The 23,279-nt window shown below is 60.2% G+C and carries 20 protein-coding genes, 1 pseudogene and 1 riboswitch; of the genes and pseudogenes, 7 read left to right on the forward strand and 14 right to left on the reverse strand.

Annotation, left to right across the window (positions count from 1 at the left end; genetic code table 11):
- From ACP7BS_RS01165 to ACP7BS_RS01190, 6 genes and pseudogenes are all read right to left on the reverse strand, one after another.
- Positions 1-1,134 carry an aminomethyltransferase family protein gene (locus ACP7BS_RS01165; RefSeq protein ID WP_426235452.1) on the reverse strand — a complete coding sequence of 378 codons (1,134 nt, stop codon included), beginning with the start codon at positions 1,132-1,134 and terminating at the stop codon, positions 1-3.
- A 264-nt stretch (positions 1,135-1,398) separates the two neighbouring features.
- On the reverse strand, positions 1,399-1,635 hold the full coding sequence (locus ACP7BS_RS01170) for a DUF982 domain-containing protein (protein ID WP_426235454.1): 237 nt from the start codon (positions 1,633-1,635) through the stop codon (positions 1,399-1,401).
- A gap of 115 nt (positions 1,636-1,750) precedes the next feature.
- Positions 1,751-2,014: a hypothetical protein gene (locus tag ACP7BS_RS01175; RefSeq protein ID WP_426235456.1), complete on the reverse strand. Its 264-nt coding sequence runs from the start codon at positions 2,012-2,014 to the stop codon at positions 1,751-1,753.
- A gap of 10 nt (positions 2,015-2,024) precedes the next feature.
- Positions 2,025-3,242, reverse strand: coding sequence for an aminomethyltransferase family protein (locus ACP7BS_RS01180; RefSeq protein WP_426235458.1), 1,218 nt, complete (start codon positions 3,240-3,242; stop codon positions 2,025-2,027).
- Positions 3,242-4,837 (reverse strand): phytoene desaturase family protein, encoded by a 1,596-nt coding sequence (locus tag ACP7BS_RS01185; protein WP_426235460.1) that lies wholly within the window; start codon positions 4,835-4,837, stop codon positions 3,242-3,244. The genes ACP7BS_RS01180 and ACP7BS_RS01185 overlap by 1 nt, the downstream gene beginning before the upstream one ends.
- A pseudogene (locus tag ACP7BS_RS01190) lies at positions 4,824-6,442 on the reverse strand (phytoene desaturase family protein). The gene ACP7BS_RS01185 and the pseudogene ACP7BS_RS01190 overlap by 14 nt, the downstream one beginning before the upstream one ends.
- A 265-nt stretch (positions 6,443-6,707) precedes the next feature.
- Here ACP7BS_RS01190 and ACP7BS_RS01195 point away from each other — a divergent pair.
- The 3 genes from ACP7BS_RS01195 to ACP7BS_RS01205 are packed head-to-tail and all read left to right on the forward strand — an operon-like array spanning position 6,708 to position 9,779.
- Positions 6,708-7,367 (forward strand): TetR family transcriptional regulator C-terminal domain-containing protein, encoded by a 660-nt coding sequence (locus tag ACP7BS_RS01195; protein WP_426228503.1) that lies wholly within the window; start codon positions 6,708-6,710, stop codon positions 7,365-7,367.
- A 40-nt stretch (positions 7,368-7,407) separates the two neighbouring features.
- Positions 7,408-8,481: an extracellular solute-binding protein gene (locus tag ACP7BS_RS01200; RefSeq protein WP_426236436.1), complete on the forward strand. Its 1,074-nt coding sequence runs from the start codon at positions 7,408-7,410 to the stop codon at positions 8,479-8,481.
- Positions 8,478-9,779: a flavin monoamine oxidase family protein gene (locus tag ACP7BS_RS01205; protein WP_426235462.1), complete on the forward strand. Its 1,302-nt coding sequence runs from the start codon at positions 8,478-8,480 to the stop codon at positions 9,777-9,779. The genes ACP7BS_RS01200 and ACP7BS_RS01205 overlap by 4 nt, the downstream gene beginning before the upstream one ends.
- Here ACP7BS_RS01205 and ACP7BS_RS01210 read toward each other — a convergent pair.
- Genes ACP7BS_RS01210 through ACP7BS_RS01220 form a run of 3 tightly spaced genes read right to left on the reverse strand, consistent with a single transcriptional unit; the run spans position 9,743 to position 12,556 of the window.
- Positions 9,743-10,816 carry an ABC transporter ATP-binding protein gene (locus tag ACP7BS_RS01210; protein ID WP_426236438.1) on the reverse strand — a complete coding sequence of 358 codons (1,074 nt, stop codon included), beginning with the start codon at positions 10,814-10,816 and terminating at the stop codon, positions 9,743-9,745. The two genes, ACP7BS_RS01205 and ACP7BS_RS01210, sit on opposite strands and share 37 nt — an antisense overlap.
- 7 nt (positions 10,817-10,823) lie before the next feature.
- The gene (locus ACP7BS_RS01215) at positions 10,824-11,648 is read right to left on the reverse strand and encodes an ABC transporter permease (RefSeq protein WP_426235464.1); all 825 of its coding nucleotides are present in this window, start codon (positions 11,646-11,648) and stop codon (positions 10,824-10,826) included.
- Entirely contained in the window at positions 11,645-12,556 is a 912-nt protein-coding gene (locus ACP7BS_RS01220; RefSeq protein WP_426236440.1) for an ABC transporter permease, read from the reverse strand. Before ACP7BS_RS01220 ends, ACP7BS_RS01215 begins: the two co-directional genes overlap by 4 nt.
- Before the next feature lie 257 nt (positions 12,557-12,813).
- On the opposite strand from ACP7BS_RS01220, the gene ACP7BS_RS01225 reads away from it, so the two are divergent.
- Complete coding sequence (locus ACP7BS_RS01225; protein ID WP_426235465.1) at positions 12,814-14,226, forward strand: aminotransferase; 1,413 nt, start codon at positions 12,814-12,816, stop codon at positions 14,224-14,226.
- Positions 14,227-14,307: 81 nt separating this feature from the next.
- On the opposite strand, the gene ACP7BS_RS01230 is transcribed toward ACP7BS_RS01225, so the two are convergent.
- Positions 14,308-15,510 (reverse strand): aromatic ring-hydroxylating oxygenase subunit alpha, encoded by a 1,203-nt coding sequence (locus ACP7BS_RS01230; protein ID WP_426235467.1) that lies wholly within the window; start codon positions 15,508-15,510, stop codon positions 14,308-14,310.
- Positions 15,511-15,713: 203 nt separating this feature from the next.
- Complete coding sequence (locus ACP7BS_RS01235) at positions 15,714-16,511, reverse strand: DUF1194 domain-containing protein (protein WP_426235469.1); 798 nt, start codon at positions 16,509-16,511, stop codon at positions 15,714-15,716.
- A gap of 156 nt (positions 16,512-16,667) precedes the next feature.
- Between ACP7BS_RS01235 and ACP7BS_RS01240 the strand changes: the two genes are divergently transcribed.
- On the forward strand, positions 16,668-17,957 hold the full coding sequence (locus ACP7BS_RS01240; protein WP_426235471.1) for a glucoamylase family protein: 1,290 nt from the start codon (positions 16,668-16,670) through the stop codon (positions 17,955-17,957).
- A gap of 36 nt (positions 17,958-17,993) precedes the next feature.
- The gene (locus tag ACP7BS_RS01245; RefSeq protein WP_426235473.1) at positions 17,994-18,851 is read left to right on the forward strand and encodes a (2Fe-2S)-binding protein; all 858 of its coding nucleotides are present in this window, start codon (positions 17,994-17,996) and stop codon (positions 18,849-18,851) included.
- A 45-nt stretch (positions 18,852-18,896) separates the two neighbouring features.
- Here the strand turns inward: ACP7BS_RS01245 and ACP7BS_RS01250 are convergent, their stop codons facing one another.
- The gene (locus ACP7BS_RS01250) at positions 18,897-19,670 is read right to left on the reverse strand and encodes a CbtA family protein (RefSeq protein ID WP_426235475.1); all 774 of its coding nucleotides are present in this window, start codon (positions 19,668-19,670) and stop codon (positions 18,897-18,899) included.
- A gap of 194 nt (positions 19,671-19,864) precedes the next feature.
- Positions 19,865-20,041, reverse strand: a complete 177-nt coding sequence (locus tag ACP7BS_RS01255) for a CbtB domain-containing protein (RefSeq protein WP_082512317.1) — start codon at positions 20,039-20,041, stop codon at positions 19,865-19,867.
- A 47-nt stretch (positions 20,042-20,088) separates the two neighbouring features.
- Positions 20,089-20,358, reverse strand: a riboswitch (cobalamin riboswitch).
- 265 nt (positions 20,359-20,623) lie between these two features.
- Between ACP7BS_RS01255 and ACP7BS_RS01260 the strand changes: the two genes are divergently transcribed.
- Complete coding sequence (locus ACP7BS_RS01260; RefSeq protein WP_426235476.1) at positions 20,624-22,390, forward strand: bifunctional diguanylate cyclase/phosphodiesterase; 1,767 nt, start codon at positions 20,624-20,626, stop codon at positions 22,388-22,390.
- A 23-nt stretch (positions 22,391-22,413) separates the two neighbouring features.
- Here ACP7BS_RS01260 and ACP7BS_RS01265 read toward each other — a convergent pair whose 3' ends face one another.
- Positions 22,414-23,262, reverse strand: a complete 849-nt coding sequence (locus ACP7BS_RS01265) for a LysR family transcriptional regulator (RefSeq protein WP_426235478.1) — start codon at positions 23,260-23,262, stop codon at positions 22,414-22,416.
- Between the last annotated feature and the right edge of the window lie 17 nt (positions 23,263-23,279).

Genomic DNA, 23,279 nt, shown 5'->3' on the forward strand with positions numbered 1-23,279 from the left:
TCAGCCTTGCGCCGTCCGTTTCGTCTTTTTCGGATCATCGAAGGTGATCGTGTGGGCGATCGCCGGTGCGTTGACCGTCTTGCCCTTCACCTGGAGCCTGGTGCCCTGGACGGCATAGGGAACCTCGACGCGCATGATCGCCATCGAGCGGTTGGTCAGCTTGGAATAGGACGGGCAGGTGATGACGCCCACCTTTTTATCGCCATCCCAGACCTCGTCGCCGAGATCGGCTGGGCCATCGGCCTCGACCAGGAGCCCGAAGATCTTGAAGCGTTCCTTGCCTTTGAGACGGGCATGTTCCTCGGCGCCGCGAAAACCGGTCTTGCCGGGGCTGACGGTGAAATCGAGGCCGAGTTCCCACAGGCTGTCGCCGGGCTGCTCGTTGGCAAAGGGGTACATCTGCGAATTGTCGTAAGGATAGAACAGCAGGTAGCTTTCGACGCGCAGCATGTCGAGAACGCTGAAGCAGACGGGGATGATGCCCATCGCCTTGCCTTCGTCGACGATCCGGTCCCAGACCATGCCGGCATCCTGGCCGCGCACGAAGATTTCGTAGCCGCGTTCGCCGGTATAGCCGGTGCGCGAGATCATCACCGGGGCGCCGAATAGGGTCGTCTGCATGTGATGGAAATATTTGAGGTCGCGGATGCCGGGCACGTATTTTTCGAGATAGTCCACGGCGAGCGGACCCTGCAGGGACAGGTCGTGCAGGTCGTCGTCGAACAGCACGGCGCAATTGCGGCCCTGTGCCTGCTTGACGATTTCCTCGAAGCCGGAGCCCGAGCCGTGCACCAGCATCCAGGAATTCGGGCCGGTGCGATAGACGATGCAATCGTCGGTGAAATGACCGCGATCGTTGAGCATGCAGGCATAGACCGACTTGCCGGGATAGACCTTGGTCATGTCGCGGGTGGTGATATATTCCAGGATGGCGATGGCATGCGGGCCGACCAGATGGACCTTCTTCAGGCCGGAGACATCCATGATGCCGGCCTTGGTGCGCACGGCGATGTGTTCTTCGGAGATATCCTTGTCGTAGGTCCAGGCGGTTCCCATGCCGCTCCAGTCTTCCAGATTGGATCCCAGTGCCCGATGCCGATCGCCCAAGGCGGAGAAACGCCAGCTAAGTGCCATGATTTGTTCCCTTATTTATTTCACTCTGTGGAAATAATTATTCCTGAGTATATTCGCGTTTTTGGGAACGGCAAGCCCGGGATGCGGATTTCTCGCCGGAAAGTGCGGTGTCGCGAACGGCGAAAACCATGCCGCATTTGTGCTTCGGCAGGCATTCAACGCCGGGCCGGCGGCATTTTCAAGCGGCAAATATTGGAGGGGAACCCAAAACAAAAATGCCCGGATCGAAGGTCCGGGCATCGGGGTCAATGGAGAGGCGGGGAATCAGGCGAGCATGCCCTCTTCCTTCATGGCAGCGGTAAACGAGGCCCAAGCCTTCTGCGGGCTGCGGATGCCATCGAGAGCGTCGAGGCAGTGCTGCAGGGCACGGCGATAGGCGAGGCCACGGTTGCCGGGCCAGCGGCGCAGGAACTCCACAGCGTCCCAGGCGGTCGCGATGACGTTTTCCTGGCTCTGTTTGATGATCACTCTGACGGGGGTTGGAAAGCGTTTGTAGCTCACGTCGTCCTCATGCCTCTTCTCGAAATTGCAGCACTGGAACGTCCGAGATTCGAGAAGGTTCCTGAGCGGGATTCATTTCGGAATCTGCTTGTGAAACGATGTTCTGAACAACGGTCTATTCGATCTCCCGCATGAGTGCAGATCGATCGGTAGCCGACATCCGCGCCAGCCATTCCGCGCCGATCTTCCATCGCCGCAGGACATCCAGCGGGTCTTCCGCATCAAGCCGCGAACAGATGCGGTAGACCTCCAGCACTTCGGCGCTCATCTCTCCCTGATGGTAGAGGAAGGTGGCGGCGGCATAGCGGGTGCGGCCGGACCATTCGATGCCCGGCGGTGTTTTGATCAGCTCCCAGTTCTGGCGCGTTTCTCCGTCCATGTCTCACCCGTCAGAACAGGCCAGGCGGGGAAGCGGCGCGGCGGTCGAGCTTGATGAAGGGGCGCGGCACGATGCGGGCGCGTTTCATCATCTTCTGGTATTGCAGCTCGCGCAATGCGTAGATTTCCACCCAGAGGTCTTCGGTGAGGCGCGTGCCATAGGGCCGCGTCAGGCTGGCGATGGCGATGTTGCGCTTGGCAAGCGGCGACCAGATCGCGGCGCTGACGAGACCTGCTTCGTGCTTTTTCCGATGATAGACGATTGCCCCGTCAGCCGGAATATTGCCTTCAATTTCAAGGCCGACGAGCACGTGCTTCAGAGTTTGATTCCGCCTGGCTTCAAGTATCGCTTTACGTCCGTTGAAGTTTACCTTTTCGGCATCGACCAGCCAATCCAGTCCGATTTCGTCGGGCATGCGGGCACGGTCGGCGCGCAGCGCCGTCTCGGCCGTCATGAAATCGGCATTGGCGACGATGAAGCCGGCTTCGATGCGGGCGCGGTTGAGGGCGGCATAGCCGATGGCGCGGATGCCATGAAGCTGCCCCGCCGCCCAGAGACGATCCCAGAGGCTGAGTGCTGCTTCGGCCGGGACGAAAAGTTCATAGCCGAGATCGCCGGTGAAGCCGGTGCGCGAGATCGTGACCGAGCCGCCCTCGTGCCGGAAATCTGCAAGCTGGAATGGTTTCAGCCGTTCGATGCCCTCAAAGCCGGCTTTGGAGAGCACGGCGAATGATGTGGGTCCCTGCAGGGCAAGCCCGGCGATCTGCATCGTTTCTTCCTCGATCCCGACATCGAAACCGATGGCGCTGTCGATGAGCCAGGGCAGGTGGCGTTCCTGGCAGCAGAGGCGAAACGTGTCGGGCGCAAGCCGGAACAGCGTGCCATCGTCCAGCACATGACCGTGGTCGTCGCACCATGCGGTATAGTGGACGCGGTAGGTGCCGAGCTTGGCGACATCGCGCACGGTGAGGCGGTTGAGATAGCGCTCGGCGTCCGGTCCGGCGATACGATATTTGACCATCGGTGAAATATCGAACAGCGCCGCCGTCGAGCGGATAGCGAAATATTCGAGTTCCTCGTCAAAGACCGAATGCGGCGCCTTGTAGCCCGCCCATGTATACCAGTCGCTGGTTTCGCTGAGGGCGGCGATACGCGGATGAAACGGGGTTTCGAAACGCGGAGTGGAGATATGGCTTTGCAGGACGCGGCGGGTGTTAATCTCCAGCATCATCTGTCTCCCGAAAGAATGTGGCGCGCGGCGAGGAGCCCCGGCAGGCCGGAAATGCCGCCGCCCGGATGCGAACCGGCGCTGGCAAGATAGAGACCGGACAGCGGCGTCGTATAGCCGGCGGCTGCATTAACAGGGCGGTTGACCAGCAGCTGATCGGCCTGCAGCTCGCCATGATGCCAGTGGCCGCCGGGCAGATGATAATGGGTTTCCATATCGGCCGGTGTCATCAGGTTGCTAGCGACGATGCTCTGGCTCAAGCCCGGCGCGTAGACCTCGAGTGTTTCGAGGATCATCCTTTCGAAGGCCACCTTGCCGCTTGCCCAGCCGCCCTTGAGGTCGTAAGGCGCGAACTCGACCAGAGCCGAGAGCGTCGCGCCACCGGAAGGTGCGAGCGCCGGATTGGCGAGGCTTGGCAAAATGATCTCCATCACCGGATCGGCGGAGAATTCGCCGTATTTTGCCGGGTTGAAGGCATTTTCGACATGGACGATGGAGCGGGCGATGACCAATCGGCCGCGATGATCGTCCGCCGAGACGCCGGTGAATGTGGGCGGCTTGTCGAGCGCCAGATCGAGTTTGGCGACATTGCCTTTCGAACGGATATTGCTGACGGCGCGGACGAAGCCGGTGCCGAGTTCGGCGGTGTCGCAGAGTGTCAGAAATGTCGCCTGCGGATGGATGGCGGAGACAATGACGGGTGCGTTCAGCTGCTCGCCATTGCCGAGAATGACGCCGGTTGCGGTGCCGCGATTGGCGATGATGCGGGCAACACTGGCGCTCGTGCGGATAAAGACTCCGGCGGCCGTTGCTGCCTTTTCGAAAACCGGGGCAAGGGTGTTCATGCCACCCTGAGGTACGTATTGCGCACCCGTCTCGCCACCGGTTTCTCCGGTCAGGCGATAATAGAGGCCGAGCAGCGATGTCGGCGATCTCGGCCCGAGATGAATGCCGAGCGTGGCGTCGAAGGCGATGAGGCCCTTGAGGCGGTCGTCGCTCAGATATTCGTCGGCGACATCAGCGACATTCATCAGCAGCATGCGCAGGAAGTCGCGGCCTTCTTCGCGACCTTTGGTGATGAGGCTGAGGCCCGCGCCGGCAAAGGCGCCGAGATCACGCATGGCGACATTGCCGATCTCCGGAGGACGACGCTTCAGGAAACGTTTGAGAATACTCGCCTGGAACATCAGCTTCTTGCGCATGGCGGCAAAGGCCTTGGCTTCGGCGGGGATGACTCCGTCGATGGTCTCGCCATAGGCGCCGCGCAGGACGGCGTGCCTGCCGTCCGGGGAGAGCGCGACGGTTGGCAGCGGCGCTCCGGATGCGGTGCCGGCATCCAGCTTCAGCAGTCTGGCGACCTCCGGGGCGAGCCGGTTGACGATATGGGCGAGACCGGCAGAGCGGTATCCGGGGTGGAATTCGAAACCGCGCATCGCGCCGCCGGTGCTTTCGGCTGCCTCGAGCACAATCACCTTTCGGCCGTTCTGGGCGAGCAGGGTGGCGGCCGTCAGGCCGTTATGGCCGCCGCCGATGACGATGGCGTCGAAGTCTGCGGCATCAAAGTCTTTGGTCCGGGCGAGATCAGATGACGTCATGGGCCGGGCTCATTTCAGCGAGTTTCAGTTTCAGGTCGCGCAGGATTTCGGCGGCGGCATTGCGGCCGGGCGCGCCCATGACGCCGCCGCCTGGATGAGTGGAGGAGCCGCAGAGATAGAGGCCGGGCACCGGCGTGCGGTATTGCGAGTAACCGGGCACCGGGCGGTTGAACAGCAACTGGTCGAAGGTCAGTTCGCCCTGGAAAATATTGCCTTCCGTCAGGCCCACTTCCGCTTCGATCTCGCGCGGTGTGCGCACCTCCATATGCAGGATGCGGTCACGGAAACCGGGGGAATAATCGGCGATCTGGCTGACGACGGTGTCGGCAAACGCGTCGCGGTCGGTATCGGTCCAGTCGTGGCCGTCCAATTGCGGCGGCAATATTGCACGAAACAGCTCATGAAATGTTTGCCCGGCGGCGCCATGGTCGGATCGAGCGTCGTGGGGATCACCATATCGACGAAGGGATCGGCGGAATAGCGCCCACCCTTCCAGTCGTCATAGGCGCGCTCCATCCGCTCCATCGAATCGGTGAAATGCAGGTCGCCGCGAATGCAGGAGGAATTTTTCGGCAGTGCGGGGAATTCCGGCAGGCTGTCGAGCGCGATATTGCGCTTGCCGGACGAGCCGCGCATCTTGAAGTGCTTGACCCGGTGGACGAAGGTTTCGGGCAGGGCGTCTTCTTCGACGAGCTTGAGGAAGGTGCGCTTGACGTCGGCATTGGAGACCACGAGGTTGCCGCGCACTTCTTCGCCATCGGCAAGCACGCCGCCGGTGGCGCGGCGGCTGCGGGTCATCACCCTTGCCACATCGGCGCCGGTGCGGATCGTGCCGCCCGATGCCTTGAAGGACGAGGCGAGCGCCTGCGTCACCGCGCCCATGCCACCGCGCGCGTAACCCCAGGCGCCGACGGAGCCATCGACTTCGCCCATGTAGTGATGCAACAGCACGTAAGCCGTGCCGGGGGACATCGGTCCAAGCGCCGTACCGATGATGCCGGACAGCGCTAAGTAGGCCTTGATGACGTCGGTTTCGAAATACTCGTCGAGAAAATCGGAGATCGACATGGTCCAGAACCGCAGCGTCTGTGCCATGTCATGGGCGGAGAATTCGCCGAACTTTTTGCCGAGATAGAGCAGTTCGGAAATGTCGCGCGGCTTGAACGAGAACGGATCGGGGGCGGTGCGCATCAACAGCGGCTGGATGAAGCGGCATTGGCGTGTGACGTCGCGGGCGTAGCGGTCATAGGCCTCGGCGTCGCGCTTCGAATAACGGGCAAATTCGCGGCGGTGGCTGTCATGGTCGCGGTAAGAGGCGATGTAGTCGCCGTCGCGGGTGAAGACCGCGCCGCCTTCATAGGCGATGACCTGCAAGCCGTGTTTGGGCAGTTCGAGGTCGCGCATGATTTCCGGCCGGAACAGCGAGCAGACATAGGAACAATTGGAGTATAGGAAGCCCGGTGTCAGCTCGCGGCTGGTGGCAGCGCCACCGACCCAGTCGTTCTTTTCAAGCACCAGCACATCAAGCCCGGCGCGCTGCAGATAGCAGGCCGCGACAAGGCCGTTATGGCCACCTCCGATCATCACCACGTCGTATTTTTTCATGATGCCGTCTCCCTCAATGCGAAAAATCTGGCATGAAAAGCAGAATGTTGTCCAGTTATATTGAATGAGTATTCAGCAAGTATGTTGCAATCCTCTGATAATGCGATAGGATTTCGTGTCAGAGGTCAGGCGGCGGAAAAGCGGGCATGCAGAAGGTTCTTGACACTGGTGAACATTGTCCCACTCATCTGCGCGGTGAAAAACCGGGCGGGAGCGCGTGATGAGCGTTGTTCTGAGCCTGAAGGACAAGAAGGTAACGTTGAGAATGAAGGCAGTGTCTGCGGCGGTGCAAGCCGGCGAAAGCGAAAAGCGGGGCCGCAAGGCGTCCAAGGAAACGCGGCGCCAGCAGCTGGTCGAGGCGACGATCGATTCGCTCGCCAAGCGCGGCTATTCCGAGACGACGCTCGCCGATGTTGCCGATGGCGCCGGTCTATCACGCGGCATCGTCAACTTTCATTTCGAGAGCAAGGAAAAGCTGCTGATCGCCACGCTGCAGTTCATGGCCGATGAGTATGCCGCCCATTGGGGCGTGGCACTGGACAAGGCAGGCGAGGCGGCATCGTCGCAGCTCTGGGCGCTGGTGGCGGCCGATTTCGACCGAAAAATCTGTACCAAGCGCAAGCTGGCCGCTTGGTGCGCCTTCTGGGGCGAGGCGAAATCGCGACCGACCTATCAGGCGCTTTGCGGCGCCCGCGACACCAAGTACCAGGAGCTGTTCGTGGCGCTCTGCGCCCAGATGAAGGCCGAAGCATCCTATACCTATGACGCCGAAACCATCGCGCTGGCGCTGAGCGCCATGATGGAAGGCCTGTGGTTCCGGCTGATGATGGGCGACGGGCTGACGCGCGAAAAGGCCCATGCGGCCGCGATCGAATATCTGGTCTCGGTTTTTCCGGGCCATATGACCCACAAGGGTCCGAAATAGGGGAAAAGCTGAAACAGCGAAGGAGACCGGAATGCGGATAATGGGAATGCTCAGACATTCGAGCAAGGCCGCGTTGCTGGCCTTGCTGCTGTCCGGCGCGGCTTTTACGGCTCGCGCCGCCGATAATATTACCGTCTTTGACTGGTCCGGCTATGAGGACCCGGCCTTTCATCCGGCCTATACTGCGAAATATGGAACCGAGCCGGATTTCAGCTTCTTTGGCGATGAGGAAGAGGCGTTCCAAAAGCTGCGTTCCGGCTTCAAGGCGGATCTTGCCCACCCCTGTTCGCAGAGCGTCAACAAGTGGCGCGAGGCTGGCCTGCTGGAGCCGCTCGATACTTCCAAGCTCACCGGCTGGAATGACATCTTGCCCGGCATCAAGGCGATGAAGGGGCTGATGACGTCCGATGACGGCACCGCCTGGTTCCTGCCGTTCGAATGGGGCAATACGGTGCTGACCTATCGCACCGACACGGTGAAGCCGGAAGAGGTTCAGTCGCTGAAGGCCTTTGCTGATCCGAAATTCAAGGACCGTGTCTCGATCGGCGACAATGTCGATGATGCCTATGCGCTGGCCAGCCTTGTCGTCGGCGTGAAGGACTGGACGAAAATGACCGATGCGCAGTTTGCGCAAGCGTCCGCGTTCCTGCGCGAGGTGCACAAGAATGTCCGCCTCTACTGGACCGACAATACCGAAGTCAGTCAGGCGATGGCGAGCGGCGAGGTCGATCTCGCCTGGGCCTGGAACGAGACTGTGACGACGCTGCAGAAGGACGGCGTGCCGGCCGACGTCAAGCGGGATACGACAGAAGGGCTTTCCACCTGGGTCTGCGGCTATGTCCGGCTGAAGGGCGCCGAGGGCGACACGGCAAAGCAGTACGATTTCCTGAATTCGATCAGCGATCCGGCCATCACCACCTATGTGGTCAACGACTGGGGTTACGGCCATTCCAACGGCAAAGGGATGGCTGCGGTGGATCCGAAGATCCTTGCCGATAAGGGTTATGCCGATGTCGATAAGTTTATCGACAAGACGCTGTTCCAGTCGCCGATGCCGACCGAGTTACGCCAGAAGATGATTGCAGAATTCGAGAAGATAAAGGCGGGCTATTGAGCGGATATGATGCAGATGTGATCGTCGCCGGGGCCGGTTTTACCGGCCTTTCGGCGGCTGATGCCCTGGTTTCGGCCGGGCTTGATGTGATTGTGCTCGAAGCGTGCGACCGTGTTGGCGGACGAGTCGAGCGCACGGCTTTTGCCGATGGCGTGGCGATGGATACCGGCGGGCAGTTCGTCTGCGACGAGATGCCGAATGTCACGGCACTGGCGCGGCGCTTCGGCTTGAGGCTGGCGGAAACGCCGTTGGATGGGGAATTCGTGTTTCGACCGCAAGCGTCGGCCAACCCGGAGGCCGTCTTTGCCGAAACCGACCGAATCCATGCCAGGGCCGAGGGGATGGATCCACGCGATCCAAAGATTGCCGGGCTGACGGCGGGTGAGTGGCTTGCCCGGCAGAACGATCCACCGGACGCGAAAGCCGGCTATCAGGCTATGGTTGAGGGGCTTTGGTGCCGTCCGGCTGGGGAAATCCCACTCTGGTATCTGATCGATAACGACCGGCGCACGACCAGCGACGGCAACGAACTGCAGTATTTCGTCGAAGGCACGATCCATGCCGCTGCCGAAGCTTTGGCGGCAACGCTGGGTCAGCGCCTGCGGCTCGGAACGCCTGTCGTTCGCATAACGCGTGCGGGTGATTCGGTATCGGTGAGGACGGGCAACGGCGACGTTTTAACTGCGCGGCAGGTGATCATTGCCGTGCCGCCGGTGATGGCCTCGCGCATTGTCCATGAGCCGGGCTTGCCGGCGTCTTTGGCCGGGGCGCTCGGCGCCTGGAAAAGTGGTACGGTGATCAAGGCGCTGGTGCGCTTAGAACGGCCGTTCTGGCGCGATCGCGGTTTGAGCGGCATGATCCTGTGGCGCGATACCCTAGGGCTGTTCGCCTGTGATGTCAGCAGCGCGCAGGCAACGGCTTTGGTCGTTTTCGCAGGCGGCCCGCTTGCCGTCGAATGGAGTGCGAAGGGGCGGGCGTTCATCGAAGCCGAAATTCGCCGGCGGCTGGTGGAAGCGTTGGGAGAAGCTGCCGCCGGTGTCACGGGCCTCTTGATTCGCGACTGGGTTGGCGACCCATGGAGTGGTGGCGGCTACAGCGATGTGATCACGGACCTTCAGGCCTATGATGCCGAGGACATTCTTCGCGCCGGTGCACCACCGGTGCATTTCGCCTCATCGGAACTGGCCTCGTCGTTTCCCGCCTATATCGAAGGCGCGATCGTTGCCGGCCGTGAGGCGGCCGTAAGGGTGATCGCGGCGCATCAATCGGCCATCGCCACCAGCGCATCCGGATCATAGGCCAGCCGGATCGGTGCGCCGACAGGAATATCGTCGGCGCCGAAATTGTTGGTTTCCGATACCGACAATGGTTTTTCCAGGCCCGGAACATCGACGATCAGGTGGGTGATCTCGCCGAAATAGTGCCGGTCGACCACATGGCCGGTCACCTCGCAATCGGCCTTGGCATCGTCCCAGAGCACCCGCAGCCGTTCCGGCCGGATGCCGATGGTGGCCAAACCGTTGGTGGCGGCAAAACCTTTGGGCTTGGCGACGGTGACGTTGCCGAAGCGGGTGGTTTCGACGCAGAGATTGACGGCACTTTCGCTGGTGATCTTTGCCTGCATGAAATTCATGCCGCCGAGAAAATCCGCGACCTGCCGGGTGAGGGGGTGCTGGTAGATCTCTTTCGGCGTCGCCACCTGGGCGATCCTTACACCGAACATCACGGCGATCCGGTCCGACATGGCAAGAGCCTCGTACTGATCATGAGTGACCAGCACGAAGGTGATGCCGACGGCCTTTTGCAGGGTGCGCAGCTCGACCTGCATTTCCTCGCGCAGTTTCTTGTCGAGCGCCGAGAGTGGCTCGTCGAGCAGAAGTACCTTCGGCCGCATCACCAGTGCCCGGGCAAGGGCGACACGCTGGCGCTGGCCGCCGGACAATTCCTGCGCCTTGCGTTTGCTCAAGTGGGCGAGCCGTACCTGTTCGAGCGCATTGCCGACACGCTGGCGTTCGGCGCTCGCGTCCAGTTTGAGGCGCTTCAGGCCATAGGCGACGTTTTCCTCGACATTCAGATGCGGGAAGATCGCGTAGTTCTGGAAGACCATGTTGGTCGGCCGCTTGTTGGGCGGCAGGTCGATGGCGGACTGGCCATCGATGCGGATATCGCCGGATGTCGGCGTGTCGAAGCCGGCGATCGAACGCAAAAGGGTGGTCTTGCCGCAGCCGGATGGGCCGAGCAGCGAGAAGAATTCGCCAGCGGCGATATCGAGACTGACATCGTCGAGCGCGCGGTAGATGCCGTAATAGCGGCTGACGGCATCGATTTCGATCATCGGGGTGTCAGCCATGGACAGCGGCTCCAGCTTTGAGGCGGTTTTCGGCACGGCGGCGCAGGATTTCGGCGGTGGTGACCAGGACGATCGACAGCGCGATCATCAAGGTTCCAAGCGCCAGAACGCTTGGCAGCTTGGCGGCAAAGCGCAACTGCCCCCAGATATAGACCGGCAGCGTCGGTTCGGTTCCCGACAGGAAAAAGGCGAGGATGAATTCGTCGAGCGAAATGGTGAAGGAGACCAAAAGGCTGGAGATGATCGCCGGCGCCACCACCGGCAGCGTCACCCGGCGGAAGGTGCCGATCGCGGTTTCGCCGAGATCGAGCGAGGCCTCTTCCAGTGAGCGGTCGAAACCATCAAAGCCGGAGATCAGCACCGACAGCGCATAGGGCAGACAGAACACCGTCTGACCGAGAATGACGGTTGCCAGCGACAGCTCGATGCCGAGCTGCAGCACGATCATCAGCAGTGACACGGCAACGATGATTTCGGGCAGAAACAGCGGTGCCATCAGCAATCCGGTGGCGGCGCGCTGTCCGCGAAACTTGTAGCGGGTGACGGCGCGGGCGGCGCAGATGGCAAGGCCGGTGGAGAGGATGGAAACGCAGATGCCGACGATCAGGCTGTTGCGCGCCGCCTCAAGCATCACCGTATTGCCCCAGAGTGCGGCATACCATTTGGTGGTGAAGCCGGCGAGCGGGAAGGTGGTGGAAGCTGCGTTGTTGAATGAGAAGAGCGGCAGGAGCAGGATCGGCAGGTAGAGAAAGGCAAGGTAAGCCGTCACGTAGACAGGCAGCCAGCGGGATTTTCGAATGCCGTGACGACCGCTCATCTAATCCGCCTCACAAACAGTTTCAGCGCCAGAACCATAAGGCCTGCCATGGCCGAAACGATCACCATGGTGGTGACGGAGAGGGCAGCACCCAGCGGCCAGTTGGCGCCCTTGCCGAACTGCGCCTGGATGGCGGTGGCGATCATCACGCCGTCCTTGCCACCGACCAGTTTGGGTGTGACATAATCGCCGACGGTCGGGATCATCACGATCAGGAAGGCCGAAATCACCCCCGGCAACGACAAAGGCAGCGTGACGCGCAAGAAACTCCAGAGCTTGTTGTCGCCGAGATCATGTGCCGCCTCAATCAGCGAGCGGTCGATCTTTTCCAGCGAAACATAGATCGGCAGGATGGCAAAGGCGGCCCAGCTGTGCACCAGCGTGATGATCACAGCGTTGGAATTGTAGAGCAGCGAGGTCACCGGCGTGTCGATCAGGCCCGTGGACATCAGCCCGGTATTGAGCACGCCCTGATAGCCGAGGATGACCTTCCACGACATCACGCGCAGCAGGTAGCTCGTCCAGCAGGGCACGGTCATCAGGAACAGCCAGAGGTTTTTGTGCACCCCGCCATGGAAGGAAATGAACCAGGCGACCGGATAGGAAAATGAGACCGTGATGACGCTGACGACGAGCGAGATGGTGAGGGAGCGCCACAGCAGGTCGCGGTAGATCGGTTCGGTCAGGGCGACGCGGTAATTCTCAACCGTAAAACTGCGGTCGATGGTCAGGTAGTCCTGGGACCAGAAGCTGTAGGTGATGACGATGAGGACCGGCAGGAACAGCAGCGCCAGCGCATAAAGCAAGGTTGGCGAGATCAGCGTCAGACCTTTTGCCTCGTCGCTGGACGTCCATCGGCGGCCGCTATCAAGTGGCCGTCTATTCTCCGTTTCAACGGCGCCCGGCAACGCCACCATCAGCGCCGCCTTTCCGGCGGCATGCCGGTACAACAGTGAAAATACAGGGATCGTATCATGTCGTCCGTCCCGGGCGGTTTTCCGCCATTCTTGGTTCCCGGATGCAGAATGAGCGCAAAACAGGATTGAACGCAAGTGTTTTTTCTGTCAATATTGATTGAACGAACATTCAAAATAATCAGAATTATGAATTTAATTCAGATGCTTGATGATAGATACGACCGTAAAATTACCTGTGGAGACGGCATATGGCGGCGAAACGTGACGATGCGACCGGTTCTTTCGAAGCCTCGGAGGGCATGGTGGCGCTGGCGAAAGACCATCTTGTTCAACCCTGGCCGACGGCAGGCGAAATCGGTGCCGAGGCGCGGGGCGGCATCGTCAGCGGCAATGGCATCTATGTCGTCGATGGCGAGGGCCGAAAGCTGATCGATGGCCCTGCCGGCATGTGGTGCGTCAATGCCGGGCATCGGCGCAAGGAGCTGGCCGATGTGCTCTACCAGCAGGCGATGGACCTCGCCTACAATTCGCCATGGTACACGATGAACGAACCGTCGGTGACGCTGTCGGCGCGGCTTGCCGGGCATGCGCCGGGTGACCTCAATCATGTTTTCTACACGACGGGCGGTTCCTCCGCTGTCGAGACTGCGCTGCGCTTCATGCAGTTCGCCAACAATGTGAAAGGCCGCCCGGAAAAGAAGCTGATCGTCTCGCGCCAAGGCGGCTATCACGGCTCGACCTATCTGTCGGCCTCGCTGAACGGCCGTCCGCGCGATCACGACTGGATGGACAGCGCCGGTGAGCAGGTGGTGAAACTGACCTGCCCCAATCCCTTCCGCCGCCCGGAGGGGATGAGCGAGGCAGCTTTTTGCGATTTTCTTGTCGAGGAATTCCGCGTTGTCATCGAGGCAAGGGGAGCTGACCGCATCGGGGCGTTCATTGCCGAGCCGGTGATGGCATCCGGCGGTGTCATCGTGCCGCCGGATGGTTATCTCAGCCGGATGCGGCAGCTTTGCACGGACAATGACATTCTGTTTATCGCTGACGAAGTGGTGACTGCCTTCGGGCGATTGGGGCATGTCTTTGCGTCCAAGGATGTTTTCGGCATCGAACCCGACATGATCACGTTCGCCAAGGGTGTGACCTCCGGTTATTTTCCGCTCGGCGGGGTGATGATCGCGTCGCGTCTGTTCGAAGAGCTGCGCCGGTCCAACCATCCGGATGCGATGTTCGCGCATGGGCTGACCTATTCCAGCCACCCGATCGGCTGCGCCGTGGCGTTGAAGAACCTTGATATCCTGGAGGAGGGACTGCTCGAACATGCTCGCGTCATTTCCGGCCATTTCCAGGCGAGCCTAAAGACGCTCGAAGATCTGCCGCTGGTTGGAGAAGTGCGCGGCGTAGGCCTGATGGCGTGCGTCGAATGTGTCGCCGACCGCGTGCACAACAATCCGCTGACGCTTGATCTCGAAGTCGGCAAACGCATCGACAAGCATTGCCAGGAACTCGGTCTTCTGGTGCGGCCGCTGATCAACATGTGCGTGATGTCGCCGCCACTGACGATCACGATACCGCAGATCGACGAGATGACCGCGATCCTGCGCACCAGCATCCGCCGCACCATGAATGAACTGGTGCGCGAAGGTCTCTGGCACGGCTGAGCGTTGTCTTGAGCAGGGCATTCATTTCCCGCCATGCTCAATTTTAAAGGGCCGGTTTTTCCGGCCCTTTCTTTTGGCTTGTCAGAGCGTGGTTGACCGCAACCGGCCGTTCACGTCTGCCATCTCTCGCTCATCGGGAGCCGAGGCAAGGTTCATCACTGGCAGGATGGCCCGCAGGTGGTCGTGATGGGTGCGCACGCCGTATTCGAGATCGGACAGGTAAAAGCCGCTGAAGGCCTTCGAGGTCATCGATTCGTTCGACCAGATCGTCAGTTGCACGTCCTCGGCCTGGGTGTCGCGATCGATGCGGTGCGCGAGATAGCGGGCGGCGCGTTGCTGCCTTGTCTCGTCGCGGTGCCGGTAGACGCCGCCCCGCAATATCGTTTCGCCCGTCGAGAGCGGAAACTCCTGATAGAACTGCACGGCCTCCGGCGTCACCGCAATCACCGCATTGGCGAAGATGCCGTAATAGATCCAGGCCTTGCGCAGATGCTCCAGCAGGTGTGTTGCTTCCGGGGCGATCTTGACATAGTTGCGCACGCTCCAGCGGCGGCCGGCATGCGGATTGTAGGTGGCGAACGATCGGCAGAGGCCGTTGACGAACGGCTCGTCGTAATAGGTCGAGCCGTAGAGATCCTGCAGCGCCGGATGCGCCATCGCCACGTGATAGCCCTCATTGTCGACATCGCGCACCGATTTCCAGTTGACCGGCGAGGCCTGGGTCCAGATATCCCCGGCGGGAACCATGTCCTGTGTCTTGTATTCCCCCAGTTCGGCGGCGAAGGGCTGCATCAGTTCGGTGACGGAAGGTTGCGGACCGGGCGCGAAACGGATGAAGACGAAGCCCATCCAGACTTCGAGATCGAGTGCGATCAGCCCAAATTCCTGCTTGTCGAGCGGCGGGAAGGAGCGGGGGCGGGCGGCGCCGCGGAGCGTGCCGTCCAGATTGTAGACCCAGCCATGGAACGGACAGACCAGCGCATTGCGGCAGGTCCCCTTGTCGTCGGCAACGACGCGCGAGCCGCGATGGCGGCAGATATTGTGGAAGCCGCGCACCGTGCCGTCCTGGTCGCGCAGGATCAGCGCGCGCTCGCCGACGACATCCATGGTGACGTAATTGCCGGCCTCTGGGATGTCGGAGATGTGGCAGGCGATCTGCCAGTGTTCGCGGAAAACATGTTGTTTTTCAAGCTCAAGCAGGGCGTCGCTGTGATAGCACCAGCCGGGCAGGCCGCGCCGGTCCCAGTCATTGGGAATACCGATGTTCCGGGTCATTTCGTTCATGAATTTCCCCATATCTTGCTGAACGTTCATTCAATATAATCACATTTTTCTATCCGAAGGAATAGGTTGAGGCATCATCGATCCTTGAAGTTTGCCAATTGATGGCGACGTTGGGGAGGTTACTGGTTCGCGCTATTGTGCGAAGGGCGTATGCCAAAGCCTGATATTGTCATGCCGCGAGACGAGCGTGCTCGCTACAAAGTCTACTTTTCCAGTTCCGGATAAATCCGGTCGAGAAAGCCGGGACGCAGCTTTTCACCCATCATGCAATCGGTGGGCGGCGTCATTTGCACGGGGATAATCCGCATGCCCGAACCCTTGCGGCTGACCTCCATGACCAGTTTCTGGCGGATGGCGACGGCGAAATCTTCCGGCTGGTGAACCGGCAGAACGAAGGATCCGGGGCCGCCGATGACGCAATCGGCATAGTACCTGTCCAGCGAAACCGTGCCGCCGGACGGGCGGATGAGAATGGCAAGTCCGTTGATGACGATGCCGCTGGCAACGGCTGCGTTGCGGGCCGGATCGACCGGGGGGCCCAGATTGTTCGGCCCATCGCCGGAGATATCGACTACCCGGCGCATCGCATCGTAGGGGCTGGCTGATATCAGTTTCGATGCGAAGGTTATGGCGTTGGAGATCGATGTGCCGCGGCGGGTGAAAACCGGCCGGGAGGCAAGATGTTCGGCCAGGTCTGCGGCATCCTGTGCGTCGTCGATCAATTGCCAGTTGATGACGGAGGTTTCGTTGACGCTGCCTGCCCATTCGAAATAGCTGACGGCGATGCGGCCGTTGAGGCCGGCAGTGACCGCGTTGATGAAATCCGGATGACGCAGGGCCTCGACATAGCCCCTGCGCTGCACTTGCGCCTCTTCAAGATCCATCGACCCCGACATATCGACGGCGAGCACCAATGCGACATCCACCTGAGCGACGTCGGCGACAGGTGTTGCACTTGGGGTACCCGAAATCGTGAGAAACAGTGCAAGTGTTGTGAACATAAGGTCATCCAATCACTGCTAAGGATCGTATGAAACTAAAATGTAACACAAATAGTAGGTGAGGCGACCGTTCCGGATGCGGGCGACTTCAACAATCGGTGATTTGTACCGGCTGTCATTTTTAGTGAACTTTCGATCGACTGGAGTAAGCCTGCAATGCTTCTGAAAAACGATACCGACACGGTTATTATCGACCGGTTGCAGAAAGCGGCGTTCGGATATTTTCTGGAGTTCGTCAATCCCGAAAACGGCTTGATTGCAGATACCTCGTTGCCGGATGCTCCCTCGAGTATTGCTGCGACCGGCTTTGGCCTTTCCGCCTATCCCACCGGCGTTGAGAGAGGCTGGATGAGCAGGCAGGATGCTGCTGCCAGGACGCTGGTCACCTTGCGATTCTTTGCGCAAAGCCCGCAAAGCCGCAACAAGGATGCGACCGGCTACAAGGGGCTCTACTACCACTTTCTCGACATGAAGACCGGTCTGCGGACATGGCGCAGCGAGCTTTCGCTGATCGACAGCGCGCTTCTGATCGCCGGCATGATCACCGCGGCTGCCTATTTCAATCAGGACAATGAGGTCGAGACGGAGATCCGGTCTCACGTCGATATGCTCTATGCCCGGGCGAACTGGGCGTGGGCACTCGACGGCAAGGGCGCCTTGTGGCTCGGATGGAAGCCCCGGACGGGCTTTATGCCCTATCACTGGGAATCCTACAGCGAAGCGATCATTCTCTATACGCTGGCTCTGGCCTCGCCATCCTATCCGATCGGCAAGGAAAGCTATGATGCCTTTGCCGGGAAATTCGATTGGATGACGGTCAAGGGCAAGCCGTTCCTCTACGCCGGGCCGCTGTTCATTCATCTGTTTTCACATGCATGGATCGATTTCCGGGGCATCCGCGATGGGGCTGTCGCGGCGCATGATACGGATTATTTTGAAAACACGCGTCGTGCCATTGCCGTTCAGCGCGATTATGCGATCGCCAATCCCGGCAATTTTACCGGCTATGGTGCCGACACTTGGGGGCTGACATCCTGTGACGGCCCGCAGCGTCCGCGCCGTTTGCAGGATGGACGGCGCCAGCAATTTGCAGGCTACGCTGCGCGCGGTGCGCCGCTCGGGCCGGACGATGGCACGCTTGCACCCTGGGCACCGCTGGCATGCCTGCCGTTCGAACCGCAGGCGGCGATGTCGGCGACAAGGCATATCCTTTCGAGCTATCCCGACGTCGTTGACGAGGGCCGTTTTATCGGCAGTTTCAATCCCAGCGTTCCCGGCAAGACGGCTGAAGGGTGGATCAACAACCGTTGCGTCGGTCTTGACCACGGGCTGTTGGTGATGATGATCGAGAACTATCGCACAGGCCTTTACTGGAACATGCTGCGCGAAACACCGGTTATCCGGCGCGGCCTCAGACGGGCAGGCTTTTCTGGCGGATGGCTTTAAGGTAAACGGGCTGCCATGCGATGACGGGCGGCCCCTTTGGACGAAAATCGAAAATCAAGCAGTTTTTGCGAGGGCGATCGAGGGCAGGCAGAGGCCGCCACCGCCTGGCAGGCGGAGCATTTTCCGCAGGTTGCCGTATCGCTGGGGGTAAAAGGCGGCGATTTTCTGCCGGTCACCGAGGCATGGCGCCGTGATGGCGATATGGTCGCCGGCCTGCTGGACTATCAGAACCGTTTTGCCACCGGCATGGATGACCGCGTCAGGGCCGCCCATCTCATTTCCTTCTACAGCCATCATCTCAGCATCGCGGCTGCAGCGGTCTATCTGGGGACGATGCTCGTTCCGGACCTCAGCCCGGATGGCCTGGCGTTCCGTTTCGAGCCCGTCGTTCCGCACGATCGCATTTCCCCCATGGAAATGCGTCCATCCGATATCAGCCGTCTTCATTTTCGCTTGGAGCGTTTTGTGCGTGGCGACGACCGGGCATTACTGTTTCACGATCTATTTGTCGCAAGCGTCCTTCCGGTGATCGACGCGCTGCACGCACGCACTGGCCTCTCTCCTGTCGCGCAATGGCGGCTGGCGGCCGATGGCATTGCGGGCGCTTTCCTAGAGGTTGGTACAGCCTTGGGCGACGAGGAGCGCGCCATGGCTGAGGCACTTGCCATCATCAATAGAACGGGATCGCCGCTTTTCTCTAATGCCGTGCGCTATCAGCGAATTGAGGCTGTTTGCGATGGCGTTGCGGTCGAGCGCGTGTTCCGCCTGCGAAGCGGCTGCTGTCTCTACTATCGAACAGAGGGCGGGGATTTCTGCGATGTTTGCGTTCTTCTCGATACGAAGACGCAAAGAGACCGCCTGCACGCCCATATCGAGCGTACCGGCGGCCTCTGATTGCCGTTGCCGCGCAAGCAATGCCTGCGCGGCAACGATTTAGGCTCAGGCCGATTTCAGAAGCTTGTCGTTCAGGTAGCCGGAGATCACGCCGAGCACGATCCAGAATGCCAGTGTCGTTGCCAAGGCGGCGACCGCGAATTCCGCTCCGAGAACGGCCGGAACCGGGCTCGAAATATCAGACGGCTGCGGCGCACCATAGGCATGCGGTGCGGCGATCAGGACGAGCCCGATGATCTTTGCAAGGATTTCATCGCGCAGGACGATGAGATAGACCCCGGCGACAGCGAGAACGATGGTTGCGATCCACCAGATCTGCCGGTCATGCAGATCGGCGGCCGGAAAGCCCGGCAACTCCGGCGGCAGGCCGATGGCGGGCAGAAGATGAACCGTCAACCAGCCGCACGCGCCCCACACTGCGCCGTTGCGCAGGGTGATCGGATAGTTGAAGGCGAGACTGGCACCCGCGAGCAACAGGCCGAAGCCGGCGCCGGCCACCAGATTGGCAAGAAGCGTGCCGGAGAACCGGCTCATGCCGAACATGATGCCGCCCTCGTCTTCATGTTCGCCCTCATGGGCGTAGGCCGGCGTGACCGGCGACAGTGCCGACAGCATTTCGCCGATCACCGAAGAGTGGTTGAGCGACGAATGCTGCTGCTGGCCTTCTGTCGCCGCCGGCGGTTCGGCAGCGGGTTCCTTGACCTCATATTCCTCAGCATGAAGGATGAGCGGGACCACCCGCAATTCCTGCGCCGCCGTCATGAAGACGCCAGCGATCAATCCAGCCACCAATGCGGCCAGCAGTGTTTTGACAATCATTTGATACCCCCAAATTCAAGCGGAGCCGATCTCTCGTCAGTGCTCAACGCTTGTCGTGTTTCAATTCCTCAAGGCAAAAACCGCCCGATGCCAGAGCATGGGCGCAGCCCGCGGCCGCGCGATTTCCAAAAGGAAATCCGCCATCCGCTTCACCGATAGAATGTGGAAAGCCCTCAAGCCTTCCACGGCTCACATCAATGGCACGGGAAGCCGTAGGAATGGCGGACGTCGTGGGCGGTATCATGCAGCACGGCCGAATTGGCAAGGCCGGCGCCGAAAACCAGGAAGCCGCCGATCAACAGGGCGAGAATAGCCGTGGTAATGCGGTCGTTGAGCGAAAGCGGAACGCTTGAAACTGTAGTCGTAGCCATGACAACCTCCGTGATGGCGCGTGGGAAATATCCCACCAATTGGGCACCATGCCCCTCATCAACCGGCAGGTTTCCTGGCTCGCGGCGTCAGGCGCTTTCGCGCCAAGGAGCTTGTCTCACCTTCCCGGGGCAGGGGCCAAGGGCCCGTCGCCGCAGTGGTTTCTACCGGCTGCACATACCGGCATGACAAACTCTGACCGCTCTACAGTCGCGGGGTCGGCCGTGATAAAGATGCCCAGAATGGGTCCATCCGTCACGTTCCCATTTACTCCCCGAAAGCACCTCGCCGCCAGGGAACCAATTGATCCAACGATGATTATGCCGTCGCCCCGGTCATGTCAATTCAGCGCTGCGACCTACAATGACGCATTGTCTGTCTTGATTTTTTAGTACAATATCTAAATCTGATATGTAATGGATTGCCGAATACTCCCTGGTTGCAACTGGTTGCCTCGCGGTAACACTCCGTGGTTGTTTTTTTACGGAAAATACTCTTCTCAAATGATGGAACAATAGTTCTTTAGGAACCTTGGCATAGGGTAAACCGCGCTGATACGCGAAGAATCCTCCACAGAGAAAACCATGAACGCGGCGAGGTCCGAACAGGAATTCCAGAATATTCTTCGCCGCTTGGGAATTGCGCTTGACGCTTCTCAGATCGGTGTGTGGGAGCACGACACCCAGAAAGACGAAGTCGTCTGGGATCTGCAGATGCACCGGCTCTACGCGACTGGCAAGACCAAAAAGCGGGTCAAGGCGGAAGTCTGGATGAACGCGATCCATCCTGAGGATTTTGCTCAAGCCCAAGCCGACTTCGATCGGGCGATTTTGACCAAGGACGTTTATTGTTCGGAATACCGGATCATTCTGGCAGATGGCGAAACACGCTACCTGCGTTCGCGTGCCTATTGTTTTGAGGAAGACGGCCATATCACCTTCATCGGAGCCGAATGGGATGTCACAGCTGACGTGCTGCTCAATCGCGAACTGCGGCGGCAGAAGGCGATCGCCGAGGCGCGCGCTGTCGCGCTGGAAGCAACCACGGAGCGGATCGAATATGCAGCCGAGCACGATTACCTAACGGGACTTCCCAATCGCCGGTTCTTCGACCGGCGATTGGCGGAACTCGCCGGCGAGACCGGCCCCGAAAAGCTGGCGATCCTGCATATCGGCCTCGACCGGTTCAAGCAGATCAACGACACCGCTGGCCACGCAGCCGGAGACGACGTTTTGAAATCCTGCGCCCGGCAGATCGAAGCCGGCGTGCCGAAGAACTCGTTCATCGCGCGTGTCAGCGGCGACGAATTTGCGGTTCTGATCGCAAACTTTACCTCGCTGGATGATCTCAAACACCGCGCTGAGCAGCTGGCGCAGCAATTGAAGCAGTCTGTCTGGCATAATGATGAGGTCTTGCGGACCGGCGCCTCGATGGGGGTCGCGGCGGCGAGCGGCCGCAATATCGCCAGCCTGCTGGCGGAATCCGACATCGCGCTGCAACGGGCCAAAAAACTCGGACGGGGCAGGGTAGAAGTGTACTCGGCGCACTTGAAGGCGCAGCTCAACAACGAGCAGCGCGTCGGCCGGCAATTGGCGCATGGACTGGAGAAAGGGGAGTTCATTCCCTACTATCAGGCTCAGGTCAATGCGCGGACCCGGCGCATTGTCGGAATGGAGGTCCTGGCACGCTGGCGCCATTCAAAGCGCGGAATGATTTTGCCGGGCGAATTCATCAAGGTTGCGAGCAGTCTCGGCCGGCTAGATGACCTCGACGCTGCCATCCTGAGGGCGGCGCTCAAGGATCGGCAGGCCTGGATGCGGCAGGGTGTGCAGGTTCCGCGTATCGCGGTGAACGTTTCGGCCGCCCGTCTGTCGGATCCGCTTTTGATGGATCAATTAAAACATCTGGATATTCAGCCGGATATGCTGTCATTCGAATTGCTGGAAACCATTTTTCTGGACGATAGCGAGGATGAGGTGTTTTCCAATGTGGCCGGTTTGAAGGCCATGGGCATCGACATCGAGATCGATGATTTCGGCTCCGGCCACGCGTCGATCATCGGGCTGGTGAAGCTGAAACCGCGAAGAATGAAAATCGACCGGCAACTGGTGATGCCGACCACGACATCCCGCGAACAGACGCGTTTATTGCGTTCCATCATCGACATCGCCAAAGCGCTGCACATCGAAGTCATCGCCGAGGGCGTCGAGACGCTGGAGCACGCCAAACTTTTGACGCGCCTTGGATGCGATATCCTGCAAGGCTATGCGATCGCCTATCCCGTTCCGGCGGACGATATGCTGGCTCGGTTGATGCAGGACCAGGAACAGAGCCTCGTTGCGCAGTCCTGACGGCGTAAAACGTTTCCTGCTTCCTATTGTATCAACAGGTCCTGCATGGCGCCGATGATGCGGCGGTGCTGGTGCGCGTGGCGTGTTCGGATGCTGGTAGCGGCATAGACGGCCTGTTGAATATGGGGAGCGTCTGTGATCGGAAAGGCGGCGCCTTCGCGTTCGAGCCGCAAGGCAGTGCTACGGGTGACATAGGCAGCGCCGCCCAGCGTTTTAAGCAGACCGGTAATGGCGATATTCTGTCCAGAGGCCAGGGGAGCCGAGGACAGCTGCGGCAGGGCCAGACGATGTGCCCGGTCGAATGCCGGTGAATAGACGGCCTGGATGTATTTTTCGGGCAGTAACTCACTGACCGTCCGCGCCGTCGTGCCGACCAGCGTATAGGTCATGTCACCGATCCGCTCATAGTGAAGATCCGGCAGATAGTGTGGCGTATAGAGGATGGCGAGATCGAGATCGCCGGCCGCCAGATCACGGTTCATCTGATTGGAGTAATCGGTTTCCATATAGATTGAGGTCGTCGGCAGTTCGGTGCGGACGGCCGATAGCCATTGTCCGGCAAAGGCTTCGGCCAGATCATGCTGGATACCCAGCCGCATCGAGCGCTCGTAGGTGCCGGCGTTTTCCACCGCCCGCGTCGCCTCATGCCATTGGTGCTGTAGCGCCTTGGCATGATCGAGAAACCGCAGGCCGGATGCTGTCGGCACCGTGCCGCCCTTGTTGCGGATGAAGAGCTTGCGGTCGAACTGCGCTTCCAGCGCCTTGACGCGATGGGAAACCGTGGATTGCGTGATGTTCAACCGGTCCGCCGTGCGGTTGAAGCTGCGGGTTTCCATCAGGTCGAGGAAGGTTTCGATGAGGTCGATCTGCATGGATGTGTCCCGTGCGT

This window comes from Pararhizobium sp. DWP1-1-3, from assembly GCF_049896125.1.
GTDB lineage: Bacteria > Pseudomonadota > Alphaproteobacteria > Rhizobiales > Rhizobiaceae > Pararhizobium.

Bases quoted from the DNA above. Each gene is read 5' to 3' on its own strand.
- ACP7BS_RS01250 (WP_426235475.1), bottom strand. From the start codon at position 19,670: ATGATTGTCAAAACACTGCTGGCCGCATTGGTGGCTGGATTGATCGCT.
- ACP7BS_RS01180 (WP_426235458.1), bottom strand. From the start codon at position 3,242: ATGCTGGAGATTAACACCCGCCGCGTCCTGCAAAGCCATATCTCCACT.
- ACP7BS_RS01240 (WP_426235471.1), top strand. From the start codon at position 16,668: ATGCTTCTGAAAAACGATACCGACACGGTTATTATCGACCGGTTGCAG.
- ACP7BS_RS01185 (WP_426235460.1), bottom strand. From the start codon at position 4,837: ATGACGTCATCTGATCTCGCCCGGACCAAAGACTTTGATGCCGCAGAC.
- ACP7BS_RS01265 (WP_426235478.1), bottom strand. From the start codon at position 23,262: ATGCAGATCGACCTCATCGAAACCTTCCTCGACCTGATGGAAACCCGC.
- ACP7BS_RS01215 (WP_426235464.1), bottom strand. From the start codon at position 11,648: ATGAGCGGTCGTCACGGCATTCGAAAATCCCGCTGGCTGCCTGTCTAC.
- ACP7BS_RS01210 (WP_426236438.1), bottom strand. From the start codon at position 10,816: ATGATCGAAATCGATGCCGTCAGCCGCTATTACGGCATCTACCGCGCG.
- ACP7BS_RS01225 (WP_426235465.1), top strand. From the start codon at position 12,814: ATGGCGGCGAAACGTGACGATGCGACCGGTTCTTTCGAAGCCTCGGAG.
- ACP7BS_RS01255 (WP_082512317.1), bottom strand. From the start codon at position 20,041: ATGGCTACGACTACAGTTTCAAGCGTTCCGCTTTCGCTCAACGACCGC.
- ACP7BS_RS01260 (WP_426235476.1), top strand. From the start codon at position 20,624: ATGAACGCGGCGAGGTCCGAACAGGAATTCCAGAATATTCTTCGCCGC.
- ACP7BS_RS01175 (WP_426235456.1), bottom strand. From the start codon at position 2,014: ATGGACGGAGAAACGCGCCAGAACTGGGAGCTGATCAAAACACCGCCG.
- ACP7BS_RS01165 (WP_426235452.1), bottom strand. From the start codon at position 1,134: ATGGCACTTAGCTGGCGTTTCTCCGCCTTGGGCGATCGGCATCGGGCA.
- ACP7BS_RS01230 (WP_426235467.1), bottom strand. From the start codon at position 15,510: ATGAACGAAATGACCCGGAACATCGGTATTCCCAATGACTGGGACCGG.
- ACP7BS_RS01195 (WP_426228503.1), top strand. From the start codon at position 6,708: ATGAAGGCAGTGTCTGCGGCGGTGCAAGCCGGCGAAAGCGAAAAGCGG.
- ACP7BS_RS01200 (WP_426236436.1), top strand. From the start codon at position 7,408: ATGGGAATGCTCAGACATTCGAGCAAGGCCGCGTTGCTGGCCTTGCTG.
- ACP7BS_RS01235 (WP_426235469.1), bottom strand. From the start codon at position 16,511: ATGTTCACAACACTTGCACTGTTTCTCACGATTTCGGGTACCCCAAGT.